General features: G+C 71.8%; 19 protein-coding genes. 6 read left to right on the forward strand and 13 right to left on the reverse strand.

Translation table 11 applies throughout. From position 1 onward, the window contains the following. Positions 1–114: 114 nt before the first annotated feature. The 6 genes from gap to uvrC form a co-directional block, all read right to left on the reverse strand. On the reverse strand, positions 115–1,125 hold the full coding sequence (gene gap / locus C4J65_RS06585) for a type I glyceraldehyde-3-phosphate dehydrogenase (protein WP_115741543.1): 1,011 nt from the start codon (positions 1,123–1,125) through the stop codon (positions 115–117). A 227-nt stretch (positions 1,126–1,352) separates the two neighbouring features. Beyond that, on the reverse strand, positions 1,353–4,352 hold the full coding sequence (locus C4J65_RS06590; RefSeq protein ID WP_115741544.1) for a M14 family metallopeptidase: 3,000 nt from the start codon (positions 4,350–4,352) through the stop codon (positions 1,353–1,355). Positions 4,353–4,627: 275 nt separating this feature from the next. Beyond that, positions 4,628–5,620: a DNA-binding protein WhiA gene (gene whiA / locus C4J65_RS06595; RefSeq protein ID WP_059300230.1), complete on the reverse strand. Its 993-nt coding sequence runs from the start codon at positions 5,618–5,620 to the stop codon at positions 4,628–4,630. Continuing rightward, positions 5,611–6,702, reverse strand: coding sequence for a uridine diphosphate-N-acetylglucosamine-binding protein YvcK (gene yvcK, locus C4J65_RS06600; protein WP_115741545.1), 1,092 nt, complete (start codon positions 6,700–6,702; stop codon positions 5,611–5,613). Before yvcK ends, whiA begins: the two co-directional genes overlap by 10 nt. 7 nt (positions 6,703–6,709) lie before the next feature. Then, entirely contained in the window at positions 6,710–7,753 is a 1,044-nt protein-coding gene (rapZ, locus tag C4J65_RS06605; RefSeq protein WP_115741546.1) for an RNase adapter RapZ, read from the reverse strand. Beyond that, on the reverse strand, positions 7,750–9,882 hold the full coding sequence (gene uvrC / locus C4J65_RS06610; RefSeq protein ID WP_115741547.1) for an excinuclease ABC subunit UvrC: 2,133 nt from the start codon (positions 9,880–9,882) through the stop codon (positions 7,750–7,752). The genes rapZ and uvrC overlap by 4 nt, the downstream gene beginning before the upstream one ends. Positions 9,883–10,235: 353 nt before the next feature. Here uvrC and C4J65_RS06615 point away from each other — a divergent pair, with 353 nt between their 5' ends. Beyond that, positions 10,236–11,186: a hypothetical protein gene (locus tag C4J65_RS06615; protein WP_115741548.1), complete on the forward strand. Its 951-nt coding sequence runs from the start codon at positions 10,236–10,238 to the stop codon at positions 11,184–11,186. A 17-nt stretch (positions 11,187–11,203) separates the two neighbouring features. Here the strand turns inward: C4J65_RS06615 and C4J65_RS06620 are convergent, their stop codons facing one another. Continuing rightward, the gene (locus C4J65_RS06620; RefSeq protein WP_115741549.1) at positions 11,204–11,629 is read right to left on the reverse strand and encodes a Rieske (2Fe-2S) protein; all 426 of its coding nucleotides are present in this window, start codon (positions 11,627–11,629) and stop codon (positions 11,204–11,206) included. A 223-nt stretch (positions 11,630–11,852) separates the two neighbouring features. Between C4J65_RS06620 and C4J65_RS06625 the strand changes: the two genes are divergently transcribed. Together C4J65_RS06625 and C4J65_RS06630 are read left to right on the forward strand one after the other, a co-directional pair. Continuing rightward, positions 11,853–12,956, forward strand: a complete 1,104-nt coding sequence (locus C4J65_RS06625; RefSeq protein WP_115746324.1) for a LacI family DNA-binding transcriptional regulator — start codon at positions 11,853–11,855, stop codon at positions 12,954–12,956. Then, the gene (locus C4J65_RS06630; protein WP_115741550.1) at positions 12,953–13,861 is read left to right on the forward strand and encodes a carbohydrate kinase; all 909 of its coding nucleotides are present in this window, start codon (positions 12,953–12,955) and stop codon (positions 13,859–13,861) included. The genes C4J65_RS06625 and C4J65_RS06630 overlap by 4 nt, the downstream gene beginning before the upstream one ends. A gap of 79 nt (positions 13,862–13,940) precedes the next feature. Here the strand turns inward: C4J65_RS06630 and C4J65_RS06635 are convergent, their stop codons facing one another. After that, positions 13,941–14,804: a helix-turn-helix domain-containing protein gene (locus tag C4J65_RS06635; RefSeq protein ID WP_115741551.1), complete on the reverse strand. Its 864-nt coding sequence runs from the start codon at positions 14,802–14,804 to the stop codon at positions 13,941–13,943. Between the two features lie 102 nt (positions 14,805–14,906). Here C4J65_RS06635 and C4J65_RS06640 point away from each other — a divergent pair, with 102 nt between their 5' ends. After that, the gene (locus C4J65_RS06640; RefSeq protein WP_115741552.1) at positions 14,907–15,467 is read left to right on the forward strand and encodes a YceI family protein; all 561 of its coding nucleotides are present in this window, start codon (positions 14,907–14,909) and stop codon (positions 15,465–15,467) included. 85 nt (positions 15,468–15,552) lie between these two features. Here C4J65_RS06640 and uvrA read toward each other — a convergent pair whose 3' ends face one another. After that, positions 15,553–18,606, reverse strand: coding sequence for an excinuclease ABC subunit UvrA (gene uvrA / locus C4J65_RS06645; RefSeq protein ID WP_115741553.1), 3,054 nt, complete (start codon positions 18,604–18,606; stop codon positions 15,553–15,555). A 223-nt stretch (positions 18,607–18,829) separates the two neighbouring features. Here uvrA and C4J65_RS06650 point away from each other — a divergent pair, with 223 nt between their 5' ends. Next, positions 18,830–19,516, forward strand: a complete 687-nt coding sequence (locus C4J65_RS06650) for a maleylpyruvate isomerase family mycothiol-dependent enzyme (protein WP_115741554.1) — start codon at positions 18,830–18,832, stop codon at positions 19,514–19,516. Positions 19,517–19,576: 60 nt separating this feature from the next. After that, a complete protein-coding gene (locus tag C4J65_RS06655; RefSeq protein WP_115741555.1) occupies positions 19,577–20,233 on the forward strand; it encodes an MBL fold metallo-hydrolase in 657 nt (218 codons plus the stop codon). A 254-nt stretch (positions 20,234–20,487) separates the two neighbouring features. Here C4J65_RS06655 and aroQ read toward each other — a convergent pair whose 3' ends face one another. From aroQ to C4J65_RS06675, 4 genes are all read right to left on the reverse strand, one after another. Continuing rightward, positions 20,488–20,961, reverse strand: coding sequence for a type II 3-dehydroquinate dehydratase (aroQ, locus tag C4J65_RS06660; RefSeq protein ID WP_115741556.1), 474 nt, complete (start codon positions 20,959–20,961; stop codon positions 20,488–20,490). A gap of 89 nt (positions 20,962–21,050) precedes the next feature. Then, positions 21,051–22,151 (reverse strand): ionic transporter y4hA, encoded by a 1,101-nt coding sequence (locus C4J65_RS06665; protein WP_115741557.1) that lies wholly within the window; start codon positions 22,149–22,151, stop codon positions 21,051–21,053. 148 nt (positions 22,152–22,299) lie between these two features. After that, positions 22,300–23,301 (reverse strand): TerC family protein, encoded by a 1,002-nt coding sequence (locus tag C4J65_RS06670; RefSeq protein ID WP_115741558.1) that lies wholly within the window; start codon positions 23,299–23,301, stop codon positions 22,300–22,302. A gap of 252 nt (positions 23,302–23,553) precedes the next feature. Beyond that, on the reverse strand, positions 23,554–25,569 hold the full coding sequence (locus tag C4J65_RS06675) for a TerD family protein (RefSeq protein WP_115741559.1): 2,016 nt from the start codon (positions 25,567–25,569) through the stop codon (positions 23,554–23,556). Positions 25,570–25,585 lie beyond the last annotated feature (16 nt).

The raw sequence follows: 25,585 nt of genomic DNA on the forward strand, positions 1-25,585 counted from the left end.
ATCGCTCGTGATCCTACGAGGGCTGGTGGCGGCGGACGCGACGCAGGGCCCGGGCAGCGCGACCTTGCGCTGCCCGAGCCCTGCTACCGCATCGAGGTGCCTTGCTGAAGTCGATCAGAGCTGGTCGCCGACGAAGACCGTGAGGTCGACGAGGCGGTTCGAGTAGCCCCACTCGTTGTCGTACCAGCCGAGGATCTTCACCGACTTGCCGTCCTGGACCATGGTCAGGGACGAGTCGAAGGTGCAGGAGGCCGGGTCGCCGACGATGTCCGAGGAGACGATCGCGTCCTCGGTGTAGAACAGGAAGCCCTTGAGGTCGCCGTCGTCGGCGGCCTTCTTGAACGCGGCGTTGACCTCGTCCTTGGTGACCTCGCGCTGGAGCTCCACGACCAGGTCGGTGGCCGAGCCGGTCGGGACCGGGACGCGCATCGCGATGCCGTCGAGCTTGCCCTTGAGCTGCGGCAGGACCAGCGCGGTGGCCTTGGCGGCACCCGTGGTGGTCGGGATGATGTTCTCCGCGGCGGCACGGGCGCGGCGCAGGTCCTTGTGCGGGAAGTCCAGGATGCGCTGGTCGTTCGTGTACGCGTGGACCGTCGTCATCAGGCCCTTGACGATGCCGAAGTTCTCGTCGAGGACCTTGGCCATCGGCGCCACGCAGTTGGTGGTGCAGGAGGCGTTGGAGATGACGTGGTGGTTCGCCGGGTCGTACTTGTCCTGGTTGACGCCCATCACGATGGTGATGTCCTCGTCCTTGGCCGGAGCCGAGATGAGGACCTTCTTCGCGCCACCGGCGATGTGCTTCTCCGCGTCCGCCTTCTTCGTGAAGATGCCGGTCGACTCGATCACGATGTCGACGCCCAGCTCACCCCACGGGATGTCGGCCGGGTTGCGCTCGGACAGGACCTTGATGGTCTTGCCGTCGACGGTGATGGTGTCCTCGGTGTGCGAGACCTCCGCCTTGAGGCGGCCGAGGATGGTGTCGTACTTCAGCAGGTGGGCGGTGGTCGCGGTGTCACCCAGGTCGTTGACAGCCACGATCTCGATGTCCGCACCCTGCTCCAGCAGCGCGCGGAAGTAGTTACGACCGATGCGGCCAAAGCCGTTGATGCCTACGCGGATCGTCACGAACCGATCTCCTCGTTGGTACGCCGGCCCGATGTGCCGGCGAGCTGTATTTGGGATGTCCCCGACCACCTCCGACCCTACCTCCCTACGGCGTCGGGGGTGACATCGAGACGCCCCATACCCGGCAGGGCGGTCCGTACCCGCCAGTAGGGGTACGGACCGCCCTGGGCGACGGGAACCGATCACCCGATTTCGCTACACCGGGTCAGTCCCCCGCACACCCGGATTCACTCGTCCAGGGCACGCAGCGCCTGCCGGACCAGTGCCGCGCGGGCGGCCGGTTCGGCGAGGTGCTCCAGTCCGAAGCCGAGCAGCACGGTGTCGTCCGTGGTGACGGCGCCGTAGGTCTGGAACAGGGTCCCGGTGCGGGTCCAGTCCTTCAGGACGGCGGGGCTGCCCGCGGGCGGTCCGGAGACCCGCCAGGCGCCCAGCGAGGTCTCGAAGCCCTCGGTCTGCGCCGCCGTGCCCCCGACGACCAGGGAGGCCTCGTCGGCGAGGACGCCGCGGCCGCCGCTGCCGGGGTCGGTGACGTAGGCGATCGACAGCTCCACGGACTTCCCGGCGTAGGCGCTCAGGTCGAACTCGACCTGCTTCCAGCCGCCCGAGGAACCGGTGAGGCTGTTCCACTGCCCGGTGGTGCCGGTCGCGGTGCAGCCGTCGTCGGACAGGGTCAGGTAGTGCGCCAGCCAGGGGTGCCCGGCCAGGTAGAACCCGGCCGCGCACTCGGCGGGCACGGCCGTGCCGGTGGCGCCGTTCGCCTCGGGCAGCGTGGTCCAGTCGTCGGCGCCGGTGGTGTGCGCCTCGACCAGGGCGTTGTCGTAGCCGCGCTCGGTGTCCCACAGCAACTGGGTGCGGAGCGTGGGGCGGTCGGCGGCGGTGACACTCGTGAGGTCGACGGTGCGGGTGAGGCGCTTGTAGGCGTCGTCGGTGTGGACGGCGGCGGCCATCCACTCCCCCGCGTAGGGCCCGTACGGGTTGACCGTGCCGGCGAACTTCCCGGCGCCCGCGCTCGCGAACTGCGGGTAGGTGCCGGGGTCCAGCTCGTCGGAGGTCACGCTGTAGGCGCCGGCGGCGTCCAGCGGGTTGCCGGGGGCGTCGCCGAGGGTGCCGTCGGCCTTGTCGAGCTTGCCGGAGCCGGTGAATCCGGTGGCGTCCGGGGTGGCGGTGCGGGTGTAGGCGCCCAGGTAGTACTGGCTGAAGTCGTCGGAGAGGGTGCCGCCGCCGAGGTCGACGTCGCCGCCCGCCTGCTCGCCGGCCTCGATCAGCCTGCCGCCCTCGTTGAGGAAGGCGCGCAGCTGGAGCTGGGTGGCGTTGCCGGGCACCGCGGCACCCGTGTAGTGGACGACGGTGCCGAAGTGGCCGAGGACGCCGAGCGCGTCGGGGGCGCCCTGGGTGGCGACGTCCCAGACGGCCGCCCGCTCGCCGCTTGCCCGGAGAGCGTCGACGTAGGTCTGGGCCTGCGTGGCCTTCGCGCCCTCCTCGGCGACGACGAGGACGTCGGCGCGGGGCCGCTCGGCGACGGTGTACGTGAAGTGCTCGCTCTCGGTGCGGTTGCCGTGCTTGCCGCTTTCTCCACGCCGGTCGTGGCTGTCGTGGGTTCCGCGCGGTGTCTCGCCGGTGAACCAGACCTCGACGCGGTCGCCGGGGTCGGCACCCCTGACCTTGGCCCGGTACTCGTCGAAGTAGAGGTTGTCCTCACCGCCGTACGTCTCACCGCCCCGCCAGGGTCGCAGCGTCGCGTCGTGCGTGCGTCCGCCGTTGACGCGGTACTTCAGCTCCTTGTCGCGCACGGACTTGCGTACGACGACGGAGACCTCCTGGTCGGCGCCGCGCGCGTAGGAGGTGGTGAAGGGGGCGGGGGTGAAGTCGGCGGCGTCCAGGCCGACCGAGGAGGACGGCCGGTCGGGGTGGGCGGCGGTCTCGGCGACGGAGAGCGCGAACGGGATGTTCTTGGCGAACTCCTGCTGGATCAGCTTCTCGTCGTCGGGGAAGTTGAAGCCGGACTGGCAGTCGCGCGCGTTCCACTGGTCGTCGGGGTCCACGTCGGAGGCCGTCTTGCAGGTCGACATCTCCGGGGTGAACATCGCCATGCCGTTGACGTTGGCCGCGTGCCCGTCGGCCTCGCCGTTGGTGGTGTACAGCTCCGAGGAGACCTGCGGGTGGTAACCGGGGATCGCGGAGTTGTCGGGGGTGCCGGCCAGCGCCTTGTAGAGGACGTCGTCGGGGGTGTTGGTGGCCACCTGCCAGCCGACACCGTAGAGGAGGAGTTCGGCGGCGGAGTGGTAGTTGATGCCGTACGTGAAGCCGATGCGCTTCTGGAAGGCGTCCAGCGCCTTGGTCTCCGGCTCGGAGCCGGGACTCGCCCCGCGGTAGGTCTCGCTGGTGGGGTTGGGGGACGAGCCCTCGTCGTCGTAGCCCCACTTGTAGGCGAAGTTGCGGTTGAGGTCGACGCCGTCGCCGGTGCTGATGGTGCCGTCGCCGTTGACGTCGCGCAGGTTCTTGCGCCAGAGGCGGTTGTCGGTGCCCTCGAAGGTGTAGTCGTAGCCGTCGGGGTTGGCCGACAGGACGAACCACAGCTCGGTGGAGTCGACGATCTTCCTGATCCGCCGGTCCTTCTTGTAGTTGTCCAGGTAGTGGTGCATCAGCCGCCGGGTCATCTCCGGGGTGATCCACTCACGCGCGTGCTGGTTGGACATGTAGAGGACGGACGGCTTGGAGCCGTCCTTCGACTTCTTCGCGTGCCTGGTGAGCTTGAGCGCCAAAATGTCCTGGCCCCGCACGGTCTTCCCGATGGAGACGACCTTGGTCAGACCGGGATTCTGCTGGGCGGTCCGCAGGATCTCCTCGCGCAGGCCGCCACTGCCGCTGTACGGGCGGAATACGCCGTCGGCGGCGCTCTCGACTCGCTTCTCGGCCTGGGTGGACAGGGTGTGCTCGGTGAGGTCGACGCCTTGTTCCTGCAGCGTGTCGGCCTGCTTCTCGGTGAGGTACAGCTCGACGGCGGCGGTTCCCCGGTCGGGTACCTGCTCACCGAGTTCGTGGCCGTCCTGGCCGGTGGCCAGCAGCAGGGGTACCTGCTCCCGGGTGACGTCGGCGCGGAAGACCTTCACTTCGTTCGCGTCCGGGGTCCCCGGGTCCGCGGGTTGTGCCTGGGCGATGGGCGCGAAGCTCGCTCCGCCGATCAGGAGCGCGCCGACAGCGAGGATCGATCTCGCTCTTCGTCTCATGAACCCCCCTAGATGGGGCCTGTCCGACAGGCCTGGGTCCGCCACAGTGGCGAACAGATGCCAGGCTCATGACAGCTCATGATCGAGTCAAGAGTGCGGCAAGGACACGCGAAAGCCGGTGCCGGTCACCCAAGTGGGCGCCGGCACTGGCTCGTTGTCCTCTTCCGTACGGCCCGGAATCCGTACGGCCGGGATCTGTGCGGCTCGGACCCGGACGCCTCGGATCCGTCGGGCCCGGATCCGTAGGGCTCGGAGTCACGGGGCGGTCGGTCCGGTCAGCCGACGAGGTTGTCGGCCATCTCCTCCTCGCCGAGGTTGGCGTCCGTTCCGGCGATGCCGAGGTCCGAGGCCCGCTTGTCGGCCATGGCCAGCAGGCGGCGGATGCGTCCGGCGACGGCGTCCTTGGTCAGCGGCGGGTCGGCGAGGGCGCCCAGCTCCTCCAGGGAGGCCTGCTTGTGCTCCATGCGCAGCCGGCCCGCCGCGGCGAGGTGCTCGGGCACGTCGTCGGCGAGGATCTCCAGGGCGCGCTGCACCCGGGCACCGGCGGCGACGGCCGCGCGGGCGGAGCGGCGCAGGTTGGCGTCGTCGAAGTTGGCGAGCCGGTTGGCGGTGGCGCGGACCTCGCGCCGCAGCCTGCGCTCCTCCCAGGCCAGCACCGAGTCGTGGGCGCCGAGCCGGGTGAGCAGCGCGCCGATCGCGTCGCCGTCGCGGACCACGACCCGGTCCACGCCGCGCACCTCGCGGGCCTTGGCGGGGATGGACAGCCGACGGGCGGCGCCGACCAGGGCGAGCGCCGCCTCGGGGCCCGGGCAGGTCACCTCCAGGGAGGAGGAGCGGCCGGGCTCGGTGAGCGAGCCGTGTGCCAGGAAGGCCCCGCGCCAGGCGGCCTCGGCGTCGCAGGTGGCCCCCGAGACCACCTGCGGCGGCAGGCCCCGGATCGGGCGGCCCCGGCCGTCCACCAGGCCGGTCTGCCGGGCCAGCTGGTCACCGCCCGCGACCACCCGGACCACGAAGCGCGAACCGCGGCGCAGCCCGCCCGGCGCCATCACGATCAGCTCCGAGCTGTGCCCGAAGATCTCCAGGATGTCCCGCTTGAGCCGACGCGCCGCGTTCCCGGTGTCCAGCTCCGCCTCGATCACGATGCGTCCGCTCACCAGGTGGAGGCCGCCGGCGAACCGCAGGACGGCGGAGACCTCCGCCTTTCTGCAGCAGGTCCGGGTGACGGGGAGCTGGGAGATCTCGCTCTTCACCGCTGCCGTCATCGCCATGGGCCGATCCTTCCATGCATCCGAAAAATACGGTCGTACGCGGCGGCCAGCAGCTCCGGGTCGTGCCTCGGGGTCCCGTCGGTCCGGGCGACCGGAGCCAGCTCGACCGCGGCACCGAACCGTTTCGCGGCGTCGGTGAGCGAGTCACGGTCGGGCACGGCGGCCTCGTCGGCCAGCACCACGTCCAGGGCGAGTTTAGGGGCGTGTCGTCCCAAAACCTCCAAATGACGCTGCGGGGAGAAGCCCTCAGTTTCTCCGGGCTGGGGGGCGAGGTTCAGCGAGAGCACCCGGCGCGCCTTCGTCTCGACCAGCGCGTCCAGCAGGTCCGGCACGAGCAGGTGCGGGATGACCGAGGAGAACCAGGAGCCGGGGCCCAGCACCACCCAGTCGGCGTCCAGGACGGCGTCGACCGCCTCGGGGACGGCCGGCGGGTCGCTGGGCACCAGGTGCACGGACTGCACCTCACCGGGCGTGAGCGCCACGGTCGCCTGCCCCCGCACGGTGTCCACCTCGTCGGGTCGCTCCGGGTCGTGGCCCCTGACCAGGGCCTGGAGCTCCAGCGGGACGGCGGACATGGGCAGTACCCGGCCGTGCGCGCCGAGCAGCTTTCCGACCAGGTCCAGCGCCTGGACGTGGTCGCCGAGCTGCTCCCACAGGGCGACGATCAGCAGATTGCCGACCGCGTGTTCGTGCAGGTCGCCCTGGGACTGGAAGCGGTGCTGGATGACGCGGGCCCAGGTCTGGCCCCAGTCGTCGTCGCCGCACAGCGCGGCCAGCGCCTTGCGCAGGTCGCCGGGCGGCAGGACGCCCAGCTCGTCGCGCAGGCGCCCGCTGGAACCGCCGTCGTCGGCCACGGTCACGACGGCGGTGAGGTCGCCGGTGATCCGGCGCAGCGCGGCGAGCGAGGCGGACAGGCCCATGCCGCCGCCGAGGGCGACGACCTTGGGCTGGGCGCCCCGGCGGCGCGGCTTGCCGCCGCGCGCCTGTTCGGGCCGGGCGGCGCGGGCGTCGGCAGGCCTGCCGCCGCGTCCCTCGGGCACCACCCGGCGCAGCCTGCTCAGCCGCGGAGTACGTCCTGTCATTCCCCTGTCATTCCCGTCCCATGTCCCGGTGGACGACCACCGTCTCCACGCCCTCGGCGGCGAGCCGAGCGGCGAGCTTCTCCGACATGGCCACGGACCGGTGCTTGCCGCCGGTGCAGCCGACGGCGACGGTCACATAGCGCTTGCCCTCCCGACGGTAGCCCGCGGCGATCAGCTGGAGCAGCTCGGCATAGCGGTCGAGGAACTCCTTGGCCCCGGGCTGGTTGAGGACATAGCTCGACACCTCCTCGTTGAGGCCGGTGAAGGGGCGCAGCTCCGGGACCCAGTGCGGGTTGGGCAGGAAGCGCATGTCGACGACGAGGTCGGCGTCGACCGGGAGTCCGTACTTGAAGCCGAAGGACATCACCGTGGCCCGCAGCTCGGGCTCCTCCTCCCCGGCGAACTGGGCGTCCATCTTGGCGCGCAGTTCGTGCACGTTGAGGCTGGAGGTGTCGATCACCAGGTCGGCGTCGCCGCGCAGCTCACGCAGCAGCTCTCGCTCGGCGGCGATGCCGTCGACGATGCGGCCGTCGCCCTGGAGGGGGTGCGGGCGGCGCACCGACTCGAAGCGGCGCACCAGGGCGTCGTCGGAGGACTCCAGGAAGACGATCCGGCGGGTGACGCCGCGGGCGTCGAGGTCCGCGAGGGATTCGCGCAGGTTGTCGAAGAAGCGCCGGCCGCGGACGTCGACGACCACCGCGATGCGGGCCACGTTGCCCTGGGAGCGGGCGCCGAGCTCCACCATGGTGGGGATCAGCGCGGGAGGGAGGTTGTCGACGACGAACCAGCCCAGATCCTCCAGACACTTGGCGGCCGTCGAGCGGCCGGCCCCGGACATGCCGGAGATGATCACCAGCTCGGGGATGGCCGCCTCGTGCGCCCCGGCTGTTTCCTTGCCCGTACTCACCTGTGCTCCGTCGTCGTGCGTCTGTTCCCGCTCCGCCGTGTGCCGGGGCTGTTCTCGTCCCGTCGCCGGCTGTGCCTGATCTCGTCCGGCCGCGGGCTGCGCCTGTTCTCGCTCCGCCGCGGGCTGTGCCTCGTGCTCGGTCATCTCTCCTGCCCCCGTCGTTCGTCCGGGGTGCCCGCGGACACGGGCTCCCCCGGGGCATCCGCCGTCGTCTCGGGTGCCCCGTCCTCGTCATCCATGATCTCTCCGGTCGCCGTGTTCACGGCGGGTGCGGCCGGGGTGGCCCGGGCGAGGGCCACGGCGACCGTCTCGGCCGTCTTGCGGCCTATGCCGGGCACCTCGCAGATCTGGTCGATCGTCGCCGACCGCAGCTTCTTCACCGAACCGAAGTGCTTGATCAGCGCCTGCTTGCGGGTCTCCCCCAGGCCGGGAACGTCGTCCAGCGGGCCCGCGCGGAAGCGTTTGGCGCGCTTGGCCCGCTGGTAGGTGATCGCGAAGCGGTGGGCCTCGTCGCGGACCCGCTGCAGCAGGTAGAGGCCCTCGCTGGTGCGGGGCAGGACCACCGGGTCGTCCTCGCGGGGCAGCCAGACCTCCTCCAGGCGCTTGGCGAGTCCGCACACGGCGATGTCGTCGATGCCCAGCTCGTCCAGCGCCCGCTGGGCGGCCGCGACCTGCGGCTGCCCGCCGTCGACGACGACGAGCTGCGGCGGGTAGGCGAAGCGCTTGGGCCGGCCGTCGTCGTCCTTGAGCGCGGGGCCGGCCGTCAGCTCCTGCCCGTCCGTGAGTGCCGCGCCGTCGTCCGGGGCGGCGTCGCCGTTCGGATACCGGTCGCCGTCGGTCGGTCCCTCGCCGTCCGCCCATTCGCCCGTCTTCTCCTTCTCGGCGAGATAGCGGCGGAAGCGGCGGGTGATCACCTCGTGCATGGAACGGACGTCGTCCTGTCCGCGGAAGCCCTTGATCTGGAACCGGCGGTATTCGCTCTTGCGGGCCAGCCCGTCCTCGAAGACGACCATGGAGGCCACGACGTCGTCGCCCTGGAGGTGCGAGATGTCGTAGCACTCGATCCTGAGCGGGGCGCTGTCCAGGTCGAGGGCCTCGGCGATCTCCTCCAGCGCGCGTGAGCGCGTCGTCAGGTCGGAGGCGCGCTTGGTCTTGTGCAGGACGAGCGCCTGCTGGGCGTTGCGCTGGACGGTCTCCATCAGCGCCTTCTTGTCGCCGCGCTGCGGGATGCGCAGCGACACTCCCGACCCGCGGCGCTCGGTCAGCCACTGCTGGACGGGCTCGACCGGGTCGGGCAGGGCGGGGACCAGTACCTCCTTGGGGACGGCGTCGCCGCTCTCCTCGCCGTACAGCTGCTGGAGGGCGTGCTCGACCAGGGCACCGGTGGTGATCTCCTCGACCTTGTCGGTGACCCAGCCGCGCTGACCGCGCACGCGTCCGCCGCGCACGTGGAAGATCTGGACGGCCGCCTCCAGCTCGTCCTCCGCGACCGCGATCAGGTCGGCGTCGGTGGCGTCGGCGAGGACGACCGCGCTCTTCTCCATCGCCTTCTTGAGGGCTCCGATGTCGTCCCGCAGGCGCGCCGCCCGCTCGTACTCCATCTCCTCGGCCGCCTCGGCCATCTGCCGCTCCAGGCGGCGCAGGTAGGTGCCGGTGCGGCCGGCCATGAAGTCGCAGAACTCGTCGGCCAGGTCCCAGTGGTCGTCGGGGGTGATGCGGCCGACGCAGGGCGCCGAGCACTTGCCGATGTAGCCCAGCAGACAGGGGCGGCCGGTACGCGCGGCGTTCTTGAAGACACCGGCCGAGCAGGTGCGCACCGGGAAGACGCGCAGCAGGAGGTCGACCGTGTCGCGGATCGCCCAGGCGTGCCCGTACGGCCCGAAGTAGCGCACGCCCTTCTTCTTCTGGCCGCGCATCACCTGGACGCGGGGAAACTCCTCGTTCATCGTCACCGCGAGGTACGGGTAGCTCTTGTCGTCGCGGTACTTGACGTTGAACCGGGGGTCGTACTCCTTGATCCAGGAGTACTCCAGCTGCAGCGCCTCGACCTCCGTGGACACCACCGTCCATTCCACGGAGGCGGCCGTCGTGACCATGGTGCGGGTGCGCGGGTGCAGGTGCGCCAGGTCCTGGAAGTAGTTCGCCAGGCGCTGGCGCAGGCTCTTCGCCTTTCCGACGTAGATCACCCGGCGGTGCTCGTCACGGAACCTGTACACCCCCGGGGAGTCCGGGATCTCTCCCGGCCTGGGGCGGTAGCTGGAGGGGTCGGCCATGACTCACACCCTACTGGCGCGGACCGACACTCCGGCGGGGCTGTGGACGACGGGCCGGGCCCCTGTGGACAGCCGGCGGGACAGGCCGGCGAAGACGGTGCGGGGCCGGTCGGTCACGCCGGGTGGCCCCCGGGACGGCGGGCCCGTGCGTTCTCGGCCAGGAGCGTGTGACGGTCGGGCGCCAGGTGTTGTCGGGACTAGGTCAACACGCTTCAATGCGGGGGGACTCGGGGCCCTGAAGCGCGGCGTACGGATGTGAAGACCTCTGCGCCGCGACCGGGGGGCGGGCGGCCCCGGGCGATCCGTGTCGACGGCCTGACCAGCCGCCGTGAACTTCACAGAAGGGCCCCTGCATGCCGCACGCCACACAGCACGCGGACGTCGCCACCGCGCAACTCGACTCGGCCCTGCGCGGTGGCCCCTTCCACGTCGCCCTGCGCGCGGCGATCGCCGCGCGCGGACTGCCGCTGCAGCGCGTGCAGCATCATCTGTCGCGCCACGGGGTGAAGGTGGGCGTCACGAGTCTGAGCTACTGGCAGCAGGGTGCCCGCCGTCCGCAGCGTCCCGAGTCCCTGCGGGCGGTGCGGGCCCTGGAGGAGATACTCCAGTTGCCCGAGGAGTCGCTGATTCGCCTGCTCGCCGAGGCCGACGCCGAGCCCGCGGAGCGAGGGCCCGCGGGCCGCTCCTACCGCGCCCACCTGGCGGCGTCGGGTGTCCTGGACCAGCTGCTGACCGAACTGGGGTACCCGTCACCGGACGGCGGGGTGCACACCCTGGGGCACCACGAACGGATCCGGATCGGCCCCCGCCGTGAGCTGGCGGGCCGCGAGTCGCACCTCATCGTCCGTGCCCACCGCGACGGCGTGGACCGCTTCGTCGCGGTCCACTACGGCGATCCGGGATGCGTTCCCGCGCGGATGAGCGTCCACGCACTGGAGAACTGCCGCACGGGCCGGGTCCGCTCCCACCAGGAGACCGGTGTGCTGGTGACCGAGCTGCTCTTCGACACGCGGCTGGGGGCCGGTGACACCCATCTCTTCCGCTACGGCGTCGAGGACGCCACGGCCGGTGTGTCGCGCGAGTACGTCCGCGGGTTCGGTACGGCGGGCGGGCAGTACGCGCTCCAGGTGCGGTTCGACGCCGCGGCGCTTCCGGTGCGCTGCCACCGCTTCACGCAGCACTCTCCGGCGGCACCGCGCGGCGGCCGGCAGGAGCTGGTGCTCAGCGGGCAGCACCGTTCGGTGCACCTCGTGGAGCCGCGGGTCAGGTCGGGGATGCTGGGCATCGGCTGGGACTGGGAGTAGGACGCGGCCCGTCCCACTCAGGTCCCGGGGCTCGCGACGATCCGGCCCTGCTTGACCTCGACCGGCAGTTCGACGAGCGGCACGGTCGCCGGGGCGTGCAGCACCTCGCCGGTACGGGCGTCGAACTCGCTGCCGTGGCAGTTGCAGACGAGCCTGGTCCCCTCCAGCTGCTTGATGGGGCACCCCGCGTGCGTGCACACCGTGCTGAACGCCTTCAGCGAGCCGTCCGCGGCCCGGCTGACCACCACGTTTCCGTCCGGGAAGAGCTTCGTCGCGCCCTTGGCGACCTCCCCGTCCGCGCCGAGGTCCACGGGCGCGGTCGGCCTGGCCGGCGCGGCACCGTCGTCGCCCGGGGAGCAGGCGGCCAGGCCGAGCCCGGCGACGGGCGCGGCGGCCGCCGAACGCAGGACGGTACGGCGGCTCGGGGCGGGACGGCCGGGCATGGGATCTCCACTGGTCGGGCTGGGCAGGGCCGGGGGCGTGCGGGTGCAGGGCGACGATATCCGGCGGCCCGGACACTTCCGGGAGCCGGGTGGCCCGGGCGGGAGGGGGCTGCGGCGTGGTCCCGCCGGAGACCGCGTAAACGCTTGCGCAAGCGTTTACGCCACCCGGGGCCATGGGGTACGGTCCGGCCACGGCGCGACCGCACGCAAAGGGGGTATGCCGGTGCCGACCATGGCCGACGTCGCGCGGAGCGCCGGGGTCTCCGTGGCGACCGTTTCGCACGTGCTCAACGGCACCCGTCCGGTGCTGCCGCACACCCGCCGGGCGGTGCTGGACGCCGTCGAGGAACTGGGCTACACCCCGAACACCCTCGCCCGCTCCCTGGTGACGTCCCGCACCCGCTCCATCGGGCTCGCGGTGTCGGCCATCAGCAACCCGTACTTCACGGAGATCCTCCAGGGCGTCGAGGCCAGTGCGCTGGAACACGGTTACAGCCTGCTCATCGCCGATCCGCACGACGACCCCGGACACGAACGCAAGGTCGTCCAGCTGCTGCACGAGCGACGCGTGGACGGCATGATCGTCGCGCCCTCCGCCGACCCCCGGGCGCTCGTCGCCTACCTCACCCGCCACCGGGTGCCGGCCGTGTTCCTCGACCGGATCGTGGACGTGCCGGAGGGCGAGGACGCCCCGCGCTTCGACCAGGTCGGCGCCGAGGGCGCCGAGCCGACGACCGGACTGGTGGGCCATCTCGCCGGGCTGGGCCACCGCCGGATCGGCCTGGTCGCGGGTCTGCCGGGCCTCAGCACGACCCGCGAGCGGATCACCGGGTACCGGCACGGCCTCGCCGCCGCCGGGCTGCCCTTCGACGAGCGGCTGCTGGTCCACGGCGACTCCGAGGCGGCCGCCGGCGAACGGGCCACGGCGGGCCTGCTGTCCCTGGCGGTGCCGCCCACCGCGCTGGTCACCGCCAACAACGCGATGACCATCGGCGCCCTGCGCGCCCTGCGGGGCCGGGGCCTGTCGGTACCCGGCGACCTCGCCCTGTGCTGCTTCGACGACTTCGCCTGGGCAGACCTCTTCGCTCCCCGGCTCACCGCCGTCGCCCAGCCCAGCAGGGACATCGGGGCGCAGGCCGTCCGGTTGCTCCTCGAGCGCCTCGCCGCGCCGGACCGGCCCGCGCGGACCCTGCGACTGCCCTGCACCTTCGTCCACCGCGGCTCCTGCGGCTGCGCCGAGCAGCCCGGACCGCTCTCCGGGAAGTCCGGCGTCTCCGGGCCGTCCGGGGAAGCCCACGCCAAGGCCCACGAAAGGACCCTCCCGTGATCGTCGTCGCCGGTGAGGCACTGATCGACCTGGTACCGCAGGGCACGGGCGCCCTCGCCGCGCTGCGGCCCGCGCTCGGCGGCGGTCCGTACAACACGGCCGTCGCGCTGGCCCGTCTCGGCTCCCCCGCCGCGTTCTGCTCGCGGGTGTCGTACGACGGCTTCGGCGAGGCGCTGCTCGAACGGCTGCGCGAGACCGGCGTGGACGTCTCGCCGGTACAGCGCGGGGCCGAGCCGACGACCCTCGCCGTGGCGTCGCTCGACGCGGACGGCTCGGCCGCGTACTCCTTCTACGTGGACGGGACGGCCGACCGGCTGTTCGCGCTGCCCGCGGCGCTGCCGTCCGGCACCCGGGCCGTCTCCTTCGGGACCTGCTCGCTGGTGCTGGAGCCGGGCGCGAGCGCGTACGAGGAACTGCTGCGCGACACGGCCGCGCGGGGCGTGTTCACCGCGCTGGACCCGAACATCCGGCCCGGGCTGATCCCGGACCCGGACGCCTACCGGGCCCGGTTCAAGAGCTGGCTGCCCTCGGTGTCGCTGCTGAAGCTGTCCGCCGAGGACGCCGAGTGGCTCGGCGGCACGCCCCGGGAGTGGCTCGCGGCGGGACCGGCCGCGGTCGTGGTCACCCGGGGCGGTGCCGGTCTGACGGCCTTCACCCGTGACGGGGGCGAGTACACGGTGCCGGGTGAGCGCGTCGAGGTGGTGGACACGATCGGGGCGGGCGACACGGTGAACGCGGCACTCCTGCACGGCCTCGCGGCGCGGGACGCACTCGGCGACGCGGAGCTGGCCGCTCTGGGTCCGGGCGGCTGGGCCGGACTGCTGGGCTTCGCCGCCCGCGCGGCGGCGGTCACCTGTTCCCGTGCGGGCGCGGAACCGCCGTACGCCCACGAGGTCGCCGCCTGACGGAAACCGGCCACTGCCGGACACGCACTCCGGCTCCGGCTCGGGCTCGGGCTCGGGCTCGGGCTCGGGTAGGACGCTGTCAGACCGCCCGGCGGACGGCCCGCAGGGCGCCGGGGCGGCGGCCGTTGAGCCGGTCCAGAGCGGTGGCCGTGGCCTCGTCCGCGGGCAGGAGCACGACGATCCGCCGGCCTTCCTCGGGCAGCGACAGGGTCTCGTGCAGCAGCCGCAACGTTCCTGTCTCGGGGTGCTCCATGAGCTGGGTGCCCGCCCGCCGGGCCGCCGCGCCGAGGTCGGAGAACCGGTCGGTGAAGGCCGCCCCCGCCGTAAGCGTCAGCTCTTCGGCGAGGTCACTCACGTACGGGTCCCGCAGCGGTGCCTCCTGCCGCAGCTGGGCGACCAGGTCGTCGGCCACCCGGTCCCAGTCGGGGTAGGCGACGCGCGCCCGCGCATCGGTGAAGAGGTACCGCAGCAGGTTGGGCCGCTCGCCGTCCAGCAGCCCGATCGGGCCGACCAGCCGGGCGTACCCACCGGTGTGGGCGACGACGTCACCGACCCAGTCGAGCACCACGGCGGGAGCGGGCTCCATCCGGTCCAGCACGGCCCGCACCGTGGGGCGCACTCCCCTGCTCCGCGACGGCGCCGCGGCGCAGAGCAGCGGGTCGCCGCCCTCGGCCTCCTTGGTCAGCCGGCGCAGCAGCATCCGCTCGCGGAGGGACAGCTTCAGCGCGTCGGCGAGAGCGCCGAGCACCTGGACGGACGGATTGCGGTCACGCCCCTGTTCCAGCCGGGTGAGGTACTCCACGCTGACGCCGGCGAGCGTGGCCAGTTCGGCGCGGCGCAGACCCGGGGTACGGCGGCGGGTGCCGACGGGGAGCCCCACCTCGGCCGGAGTGACGGACTCCCGCATCCGGCGCAGGAACGTGCCCAACTCGTTGTCGCTCACGTCTTCGAACGTACCAACGCGCGCGGACGAAAGGGTGGCCCTGCCACTACCACGCTCGGGCCGGTCTCCCACCGCGAGCGCCCGGCCTGCACGGTGGAGGGCATGACGAACGACATCCGTACCCCCTCCGCCGCTCTGCCCATCGCGCCCGGTGCGTGGGCGCTCGACCCGTTCCACTCCTCCGTGAACTTCACCATTCGCCACCTCGGCATCGCCAAGGTCCGGGGCCGTTTCACGAGGTTCGACACCGAGTTGCACGTCGGTCGGACCGCCGAGGAGATCCGGGTGTCCGCGACGGTCGACCTGGCCTCCATCGACACCGGGAACACCGACCGGGACGCGCACGTACGCGCCTCCGACCTGCTCGACGTGGAGAAGCGGCCGACCATGGCCTTCCGCTCGACCCGGGTCTCGGGCGCGGGCGAGGACTGGACCATGGACGGCGAGCTGACGATCGGCGACGTCACCCGTCCGGTGACACTCGCCGTGGAGTTCGGCGGACTGGTGGACGTCCCGATGGAGGGCGCCGGCCGGCACGCCGGGTTCGAGGCGACGGGTGAGATCCGGCGCAGCGAGTACGGCCTGGACTTCGCGCCGGGGCTGCTGGGAGAGGTCGTGAAGATCCAGCTCGACATGCAGTTCGTGGAGCCGTCCGGTGCCTGACTGTCCGGCCGCGCGGACGGCGCCGGGCCCCACGGGGGATCCCGTGGGGCCCGGCGCCGTCGGATTCAGGCCCTGATCGTCCGCTTCAGGCCTTGCTCGTCCGCGTGGTCTTCTTCGCGGCGGGCTTGGCGGTCTTCTTGGCCGCCGTCTTGGCCGTCTTGGCCGTCCTGGTGGCGGTCGCCTTCTTGGCCGCCGTGCCCGTGACCGTCTTCGTGGCGGTCTTCTTGGCGGTGGCCTTGGCCGCGACCGTCTTCGCCGCCTTGCGCGGCCTGGTCACCAGGGCGGCGTCGCTGACCCGGTCGGCGCCCAGGACGTCCCGCAGGAACTTGCCGGTGTGGCTGGCGGGGACACCCGCGACCTGTTCGGGCGTGCCCTCGGCGACCACCAGGCCACCACCGGCGCCGCCCTCCGGGCCCATGTCGACGACCCAGTCGGCGGTCTTGATCACATCGAGGTTGTGCTCGATGACGATGACCGTGTTGCCCTTGTCGACCAGGCCGCCGAGGACGGTCAGCAGCTTGCTGATGTCCTCGAAGTGCAGACCGGTGGTCGGCTCGTCCAGGACGTAGACCGTGCGCCCGGTGGAGCGGCGCTGCAGCTCGCTGGCCAGCTTGACGCGCTGGGCCTCGCCGCCGGACAGGGTGGTCGCGGACTGGCCGAGCCGGACGTAACCGAGACCGACGTCCTTCAGGGTCTTCATGTGCCGGGAGATGGCGGGGACCGCCTCGAAGAAGTCGGTCGCCTCCTCGATCGGCATGTTCAGCACGTCGGCGATGGACTTGCCCTTGTAGTGGACCTCCAGGGTCTCCCGGTTGTACCGGGCGCCGTGGCAGACCTCGCACGGGACGTAGACGTCCGGGAGGAAGTTCATCTCGATCTTGATCGTGCCGTCGCCCGCGCAGTTCTCGCAGCGGCCGCCCTTGACGTTGAAGGAGAACCGGCCCGGCAGGTAGCCCCGGACCTTCGCCTCCGTCGTCTCGGCGAACAGCTTGCGGATGTGGTCGAAAACGCCGGTGTACGTCGCCGGGTTCGACCGCGGGGTGCGGCCGATGGGCGACTGGTCGACGTGGACGACCTTGTCGACGAGGTCGTCGCCGTCCACGCGCGTGTGCCTGCCCGGCACGTTGCGCGCGCCGTTCAGCTCGCGGGCCAGGTGGGTGTACAGGATGTCGTTGACCAGCGTCGACTTGCCGGATCCCGAGACGCCGGTGACGGCCGTGAAGACGCCCAGCGGGAAGGACACGTCGATGTCCTGGAGGTTGTTCTCCCGGGCGCCGTGCACGGTCAGCCGCCGGGAGGGGTCGTGCGGGCGCCTGATGTCGGGCAGCGGGATGGCCTTGCGCCCGGACAGATACAGGCCGGTCTGCGACTCGGCGTTGTCGAGCAGCTCCTTGACGGAGCCGCTGTGCACCACCTTGCCGCCGTGCTCGCCCGCTCCGGGGCCGATGTCGACGATCCAGTCGGCGACCTTGATGGTGTCCTCGTCGTGCTCGACGACGATCAGGGTGTTGCCCATGTCCCGGAGCCGGACGAGGGTCTCGATCAGCCGGTGGTTGTCGCGCTGGTGCAGGCCGATGGACGGCTCGTCGAGGACGTACAGCACGCCGACGAGTCCGGATCCGATCTGGGTGGCCAGCCGGATGCGCTGGGCCTCGCCGCCGGAGAGGGTGCCCGCCGCGCGGTTCAGCGAGAGGTAGTCCAGGCCGACGTCGACCAGGAACCGCAGCCGCTCGTTGACCTCCTTCAGCACGCGCTCGGCGATCTTCTTGTCCCGGGCGTTCAGGGTCAGCTCGCCGAGGAAGTCCGCGCAGTCGCTGATGGACATCGCCGAGACCTCGGCGATCGACTTGCCCATGACGGTGACCGCGAGGACGAGGGGCTTCAGCCGCGTGCCCTCACAGGTGGGGCAGGGCACCTCGCGCATGTAGCCCTCGAAGCGCTCGCGGCTGGCGTCGCTCTCCGCCTCGCTGTGCCGGCGCTTGACGAAGGGGATCGCACCCTCGAAGGCCGTGGTGTACCGGCGCTCGCGGCCGTACCGGTTGCGGTAGCGGACCTCGACCTGGGTCTTGTGGCCGTACAGCAGGGCCTTGCGGGCGCGCACCGGCAGGCCCGCGAAGGGGATGTCCGTACGGAAGCCGAGCGCGTCCGCGAGGGCGCCGATGAGGCGGCCGAAGTAGTCCTTGGTGTGCCCGTGCGACCAGGGGTGGATGGCGCCCTCGTCGAGGGACTTGTCCTCGTCGGGGACGATCAGCTCCGGGTCGACCTCCATGCGCGTGCCGATGCCGGAGCAGTCGGGGCAGGCGCCGAAGGGCGAGTTGAAGGAGAAGGAGCGGGGCTCCAGCTCCTCGAAGGACAGGTCGTCGTAGGGGCAGTACAGGTGCTCCGAGTACATGCGCTCGCGCTCGGGGTCGTCCTCGGGGAGGTCGACGAAGTCGAGCACGACCATGCCGCCGGACAGGCCGAGCGCGGTCTCCACGGAGTCGGTCAGGCGCCGCTTGGCGGAGTCCTTCACGGTGAGGCGGTCGACGACCACCTCGATGGTGTGCTTCTCCTGCTTCTTCAGGGTGGGCGGGTTGGACAGCTGGACGGTCTCGCCGTCCACCCGCGCGCGGGAGTAGCCCTTGGTCTGGAGGTCGGCGAAGAGGTCGACGAACTCGCCCTTGCGCTCGCGCACCAGCGGCGACAGCACCTGGAAGCGGCTGCCCTCCGGCAGCTCCAGGACCCTGTCCACGATGGCCTGCGGCGACTGGCGCGAGATCGGCCGGCCGCACTCGGGGCAGTGCGGCTTGCCGATGCGGGCGAAGAGCAGGCGCAGGTAGTCGTAGACCTCGGTGATGGTGCCGACCGTGGAGCGCGGGTTGCGCGAGGTCGACTTCTGGTCGATGGAGACCGCCGGGGAGAGGCCCTCGATGAAGTCGACGTCCGGCTTGTCCATCTGGCCGAGGAACTGCCGGGCGTAGGAGGAGAGGGACTCCACGTAGCGCCGCTGGCCCTCGGCGAAGATGGTGTCGAAGGCCAGGGAGGACTTGCCCGACCCGGACAGGCCCGTGAAGACGATGAGCGAGTCACGAGGCAGGTCGAGCGAGACGTTCTTCAGGTTGTGCTCGCGCGCGCCACGGACGATGAGACGGTCGGCCACGCCGGTCCGCACCTTTCTTGAGAGAAGTGACAGGGGCGGGGCCCCCGTCTTTCTCAGACTAGGGGGAGCCACTGACAACGCCGGTCGGATTCACCGGTTGTCAACAAACCCCGACTTCCCAGCATGCCCGACGCCGCAGTCGACCTTATAGCACGTGCATTCGAATTGCGGGGGTCGTCCACAACCTTCACCCGAAGGTGTGGCTCGGTCTAGGGTCAGCAGCATGATTGATCACGCTCATGACCTGGCGTCTGTACGTGACGCGACCGAGCGGCTGCTCACCGCGGTCGGGAAACTGGACAACGCGTCCGTGACGGAGTCGTCACGGCTTCCCGGCTGGAGTCGCGGTCACGTCCTCGCCCACCTCGCCCGCAACGCCGACGCCCTCGTGAACGTCCTCGAAGGACGCCCCATGTACGTCTCCGGGGAGGCCCGGGACGCCGACATCGAGCGGGACGCCCCGCGCCCGCTCGACGCACAGCTCGCGGACGTGCGCGAGAGCGCCGCCCGGTTCCAGGACGTCGCTGCCGCCCCCGCGGACTGGTCGCGCACGGTGGAGCTGCGCAACGGGGTCACGGACTCCGCCTCCAGGGTGCCCTTCCGCAGGTGGGTCGAGGTGGAGCTGCACCACGTGGACCTGGGCGTCGGCTACGAGCTGGAGGACCTTCCGGCGGAGTTCACCGAGCGGGAGACCGACTTCCTCGCCGCCCGGTTCGCCGGTCACCCCGAGGTGCCGCCGACCCGGCTCACCGACGGCACGCGCGCGTGGACCACGGGACGGGAGGCGGACGTTCCCGAGGTGACCGTCACCGGTCCTCCGGCCGATCTGCTCGGCTGGCTCGCCGGGCGCCGTGCGGGCTCCGCGCTCACGGTGGCGGGCGGCCCGCTGCCGGCACTGCCTCCGCTGTAGGTCCCGGTGGGCAGGCGGGAGGCAGCCTGCGGGCCGCCTCCCGGCGCTAGGCTGGCGGTCATGACGTACAGCGGAGAGGTGACGGTCGGCGGGCCCGCCGACGTGCACGAGCTCAAGGACCTGATGATCACCAAGGTCGCGGTCGGCCCGATGAACAACAACGCCTATCTGCTGCGGTGCCGGGCCACCGACGAGCAACTGCTGATCGACGCCGCCAACGACGCGCACACCCTGCTCGGCACGATCGGTGACGACGGCATCGCGTCGGTCGTCACCACCCACCGCCACGGCGACCACTGGCAGGCGCTCTCCGAGGTCGTCGCGGCCACCGGCGCCCGCACCCACGCGGGCCGGCACGACGCCGAGGGCATCCCGGTGCCGACCGACGTCCTGGTCGACGACGGCGACACGATCCGGGTGGGGCAGGTGGAACTCACCGCACGCCACGTCGTCGGCCACACACCGGGCTCCATCGTCCTGGTCTACGACGACCCGCACGGGCATCCCCACGTGTTCAGCGGGGACTGCCTGTTCCCGGGGGGCGTGGGGAACACGTTCAAGGATCCGGAGGCCTTCGCCGACCTCCTTCACGACGTGGAGACCAAGGTCTTCGACCCGCTCCCGGACGAGGCCTGGGTCTACCCCGGGCACGGCAACGACACGACGCTCGGCGCGGAGCGGCCGCACCTGCCGGAGTGGCGGGCGCGGGGCTGGTGACGGCCGGGCGCGGGGCTGGTGACGGGCGGGCGCGGGGCTGATGACGGGCGGGCGCGTCAGGTGCGCGCCCGCGCCTCCCGCCCGACATACGCGCCCCGTGTGAAGCGTTCGCACACACCCGCGGGCCGCACCCGCTGCCCGCGCACCGGCGCGGCGCGGTCGACTGGTGGCAGCCCCGCACAGGAACGACGGCTCCTGGGCGGCACGGGCCGCCGGCCTCCCGATCCCCGCCCTCGGCCGGCGGCCCCGGCACCTCAGGCCCTGGCCGAGCCCGTCCCGGCCAGGGCCGCGATCCGCTCCACACCGAAGACGTACCCCTGCACCCCACACCCCGCGACGACGCCGTCGGCGCGCTGCGAGACGTAGGAGTGGTGCCGGAACGGCTCGCGCTGGTGGATGTTGGAGATGTGGACCTCCACCACGGGCAGCCCGTCGCAGGTGTTGAGCGCATCCAGGATGGCGACGGACGTGTGAGAGTACGCGGCGGGGTTGATCACGATCCCGCAGTGGTTCAGCCGGGCCTCGTGGATCCAGTCGACCAGTTCGCCCTCGTGGTTGGACTGCCGGAAGTCCACCGTGCCGCCGTGCGCGGCCGCCGCCTTCACGCACAGTGCCTCGACGTCCGCGAGGGTGTCGGAGCCGTAGATCTCCGGCTGACGCTGGCCGAGCAGGTTCAGGTTGGGGCCGTTGAGGATCATGATCGGGGCGTTGGCCAGGCTGCGGGGCACGGTTCCTCCGGTCCGTGAGGGTGCGGCGGTCCATCCGCGACCGCTGCTCGGTCCCCGGTCTATCACGGTGCGGCGGTGCCCCGTTCGGCCTACGGGTTGACGGCCAGCTCAAGGTACGCCGCGAACAGCACGAGGTGGACGCCTCCCTGCAAGGGCGTGGCCCGGCCCGGCACGACCGTCAGGGAGGCCACCACCACGGTCAGGGCGAGCAGCACCATGTGGATGGAGCTGAGGCCGAGGACCAGCGGCCCGGTGAGCCACACGGAGGCCAGGGCCACCGCGGGGATGGTCAGTCCGATGCTGGCCATGGCGGAGCCGAGCGCCAGGTTCAGGCTGGTCTGGACCCGGTCGCGGCGCGCGGAACGCACCGCGGCGATGGTCTCGGGGAGCAGGACCAGCAGCGCGATGATGACGCCGACGACGGCGTGGTGGAGTCCGGCGGCCGCCACCCCGTCCTCGATGGTCGGCGACACGCCTTTCGCGAGGCCTACGACCCCGATCAGTGCCAGGCCCAGCATCCCCAGGCTGATCAGGGCCGTGCGGGAGGACGGTGCGTCGGCGTGCTCCTCGAAGGTGATCACTTCGCCCTGCCGGGTGATGGGCAGGAAGTAGTCGCGGTGCCGCACGGTCAGGGTCGCGATGAACAGGCCGTAGAGGACGAGCGAGGACAGTGCCGCGAAGGTCAGCTGCACGGTGGAGAACTCCGGGCCGGGCGCGCTGGTGGTGAAGGTCGGCAGCACCAGGCTGAGGGTGGCCAGGGTCGCCACCGTCGCGAGGGCGGCGCCGGTGCCCTCCGGGTTGAACACCGCGGTCCCGTGTCGCAGGGAGGCGACCAGGAGACTGAGCCCGACGACGCCGTTGCAGGTGATCATGACAGCCGCGAAGACCGTGTCCCGGGCCAGGGTCGCGCTCTTGTCGCCGCCGTCCGCCATCAGGGTCACGATGAGCGCGACCTCGATGACCGTGACGGCGATGGCGAGGACCAGGGAACCGAAGGGCTCGCCGACCCGGTGGGCGACCACCTCGGCGTGGTGCACGGCGGCCAGGACGGAGGCCGCCAGGACGATCGTGAGCAGCGCGACGACCGCGCCGGGCAGCGAGCGGCCCCAGGTGAGGGCCAGCAGCACGACCGCGATCACGGGCGTGACGGTCGTCCACCGTGCGAGGAACGCCCTGGGACCGGTGACCATGCGGTGATCGTCGCAGAGGGCGACGGGCGCCGCACTCCGGGTCTTGGGGCCCTTCGCCCACCGAGCGAACCCGGCGCACCGGGGCCGCCGGGCACGGGAGGAGCGGCGAACGGCTCCGCGCCGCTCGCCGCTCCCGGGCCCGAGTGGGTCAGGCCTCGACGCTGTCCTTCCGGGCGTCGTCGCCCCCGGCGGCCGCCGCTTCCGCCGCGGCCTGCTTCTTCGAGGCGCGCAGGCTGGTGATCGTGGTGACGATCAGGACGGAGCAGATCACACCGAGCGAGACCGGAATGCTGATCTCGGGGACGTGGACGCCGGACTCGTGCAGGGCGTGCAGCACCAGCTTGACGCCGATGAAGCCCAGGATCACGGACAGGCCGTAGGACAGGTGGACCAGCTTCCTCAGCAGACCACCGATGAGGAAGTACAGCTGGCGCAGACCCATCAGCGCGAACGCGTTGGCCGTGAACACGATGTACGGGTCCTGCGTCAGACCGAAGATCGCCGGGATCGAGTCGAGCGCGAAGAGCACGTCGGTGGTGCCGATCGCGAGCATCACGACCAGCATCGGGGTCATGATCCGCTTGCCGTTCTCCTCGATCCACAGCTTGGTGCCGTGGTACCGGTCGGCGACACCGAAGCGACGCTCGGCGGCCTTGAGGAGCTTGTTCTCCTCGAACTCCTCGTCCTCCTCGTCGGCCCGGGCCTCCTGGATGAGCTTCCAGGCGGTGTAGATGAGGAAGGCACCGAAGATGTAGAAGACCCAGGCGAAGCTGGCGAGGATCGCGGCACCCGCGGCGATGAAGACGGCCCTCAGGACCAGGGCTATGAGCACACCGATGAGCAGAACCCTCTGCTGGTACTGGGAGGGCACCGCGAACTTCGCCATGATCAGAACGAAGACGAAGAGGTTGTCCACGCTCAGCGACTTCTCGGTGATGAAGCCGGCGAAGAACTCGCCGGCGGGCTCACCGCCGCCGAAGAGGAGCAGGCCGAGCCCGAAGAGGCCCGCCAGGGCGATCCAGACGCCGGTCCAGATACCGGCTTCCTTGATCGATACGTCGTGCGGTTTGCGGCCGATGAAGAAATCGACCGCGATGAGGGCGGCAAGGCCCACGATGGTCAGGACCCACAGGGTCACCGAAACTTCCACTACGCCTCCGGCAGTACGTCACACGGCAGATGTCAGCGTCGTCGCTGCCGGAGGTCTCTTCCACCCAGGTGTCCGGGACGCGTGATGCGCCCGGTACCACGGGCCGACGCCCCGGGATCTGGCCTGATCCGTATTGACGGGTACGCCGCACAGACAGGGAGTACTCCCCTCCGTACGGACGACAGTACCCCAATCCCCAAGGGAAGGTAAAGAGATTTGCAAATAAAGCTCAAAAGGCCAGCTCGGAGCCGGTCAGCGATCCCATGAACCGCGGGCGGCGGCGACCTGGGCGAGCACCTGCTGGAGCACCTGGCTGCCGGGCGGCACGAGCGAGGGCTCGTACGTCCAGGCGTGCCCGACCCACGGGTCGGCGAGGTGGTCGTCGGCCACTGGGGTCAGCCGCAGCAGTGAGCGCCACAGCGGATCGAGCAGCGGTCCGAACCCGGCGGACTCCTCGCGGTCGGCGACCATCATCAGGTGGACGCCGACGGCCGGCCCCTCGTCGGCGAGGTAGCGCAGCTGGTTGACGGCCCGGTCGTCGAAGCCGTGCGGGAAGTCGTTGACGATCAGCAACTGCTGCGAGGTGTCGAGGCCGGGCGGGAGCGCGTCGGGCGCACCTCCGCGCAACGCCATCTGGACCAGGTCGACGCGCTGGGTGAGACGGGCCAGTACGTCCGCCGCCCCGGCGGCGCCCTGGGCGGGCGGCGCGGCGAGCACCCCGCTCTGCGCCAGCGGCGACAGTGCCTGCGCCCCGGACCCGGCCGGGTCGATGACGTGCACGGTGAACTCGCCCGCCGGGTAGACGGCGAGCAGCCGGGCGGCGTGGGAGACGGCCGTCTCCAGGCCCAGGCGCCGCATCTCGTGCGAGTCGGCGAACGAACCGTCGAGCGAGGCGGAGCGCCCGCTGTCGATCCACAGGCCGCGCTCGAGCGGCAGCCGGATCAGCATCGGGATGCGGATGCGGTCGGCCTCCGGCAGATGGAGATCGCCCAGCCGCAGGGCCATCGGGATCTCCATGGGGACGCGATAGGCGTGCCAGACGGGGTTGTCCCAGCGGGCGAAGGCCGTCGGCAGCGCGGGCTCGACGACCTCGGCCTCGGCGACGAGCTGGGCGACGTCCCGGTCCAGGACCTCCCGGGCCTGGGCCACCAGCCGGCCGTGCCGGGCGCGCGCCGTTTCCCGGGCCGCGTCGCCCTGCCCGCCGATCCGGCTGCGGGGGTCGGACAGGACCTGGTCGAGCTCCTTCTCCATGCGGGAGTCGGCGAAGTCGACGGCGCTGCGGTAGGCGGCCGTGGTGCGGGCCAGGTCCTCGAACATGCCCCACACCTGGTTGTAGAGCCGCTCCTCCATGGACCAGCCGGTGGCGTCACCGGCGACGGGCCGGGCCGGCTGACCGGGTTCGGCCGGGGACGCGGCAGGTGGGGGCGGGGGCGGCGCCGCGTTCTGCCGGCGCGGGTGGCTGTAGTCGATCGGGCCGCCCGCGGCGGACGCGGAGGGCCGGCCGGTGGTGGCGGGCTCCCCCGGCCCGCTCTGGTACGGCTGCTGTGCCCCGGGCCGTCCAGGCGCCCCCGGCGTCTGCGGGCCGGGCGCGGATGCCCCCTGGGCGTCGTACGGCGACGCCGGCGGCACGGGACCACCGGAGCCGGTCCCGGGCGCGGTGCCCTGGTCCGGACGGTGCGCGGGGGCGGCGGCCGGCGGGGCCGGTATCGAACGGGCCAGCCCGCTCGCCACCGCCTCGTGGATGCTCGCCGCGAGCTGGTGGGCCTGGGCCAGCTGCTGGTCGGCGAGAAGCTCGCCGAGGCCGCCCGCGTAGCCCTGGCCCACGGCGCGCACCTTCCAGGCGCCCTGGCGCCGGTAGAGCTCCAGGGCGACGACGGCGGACTCGGCCTCCAGGCCGGTGATGGTGTAGCTGGCGACCTCGTCGCCGTCGAGGTCCGTGACGGCGACGAACGGGGCGGCGACGGCCCCGAAGCTGGCCGGGCCCGTCCCGCCGGCGGGCAGGGCGAGCAGCACGCTGACGCGGTGCACGGCGTCCGGCACGGCGTCCAGGTCCACCGCGAGGCGGTGGTCGGCGGCGGCCTGCCGCGAGACCTCCAGGCCCGGCAGGGTGGGAGCGCCGGGGTGGACCACCCGTTCGACGCCGTGGATCGTGCCGTTCTCGTCGCCGAGCGTGGCCCCGGCCACGACCGGCGTACCGGCCGAGACCCGGATCTCGAGACGAGCCCGGGAAAGCGGGTGGTTCTGTCCCCGCGTCAGCTCGGCCGTCATCGCCTTCCCCCTGTGT

This window comes from Streptomyces sp. CB09001 (assembly GCF_003369795.1).
In the GTDB taxonomy this organism is placed as follows: domain Bacteria; phylum Actinomycetota; class Actinomycetes; order Streptomycetales; family Streptomycetaceae; genus Streptomyces.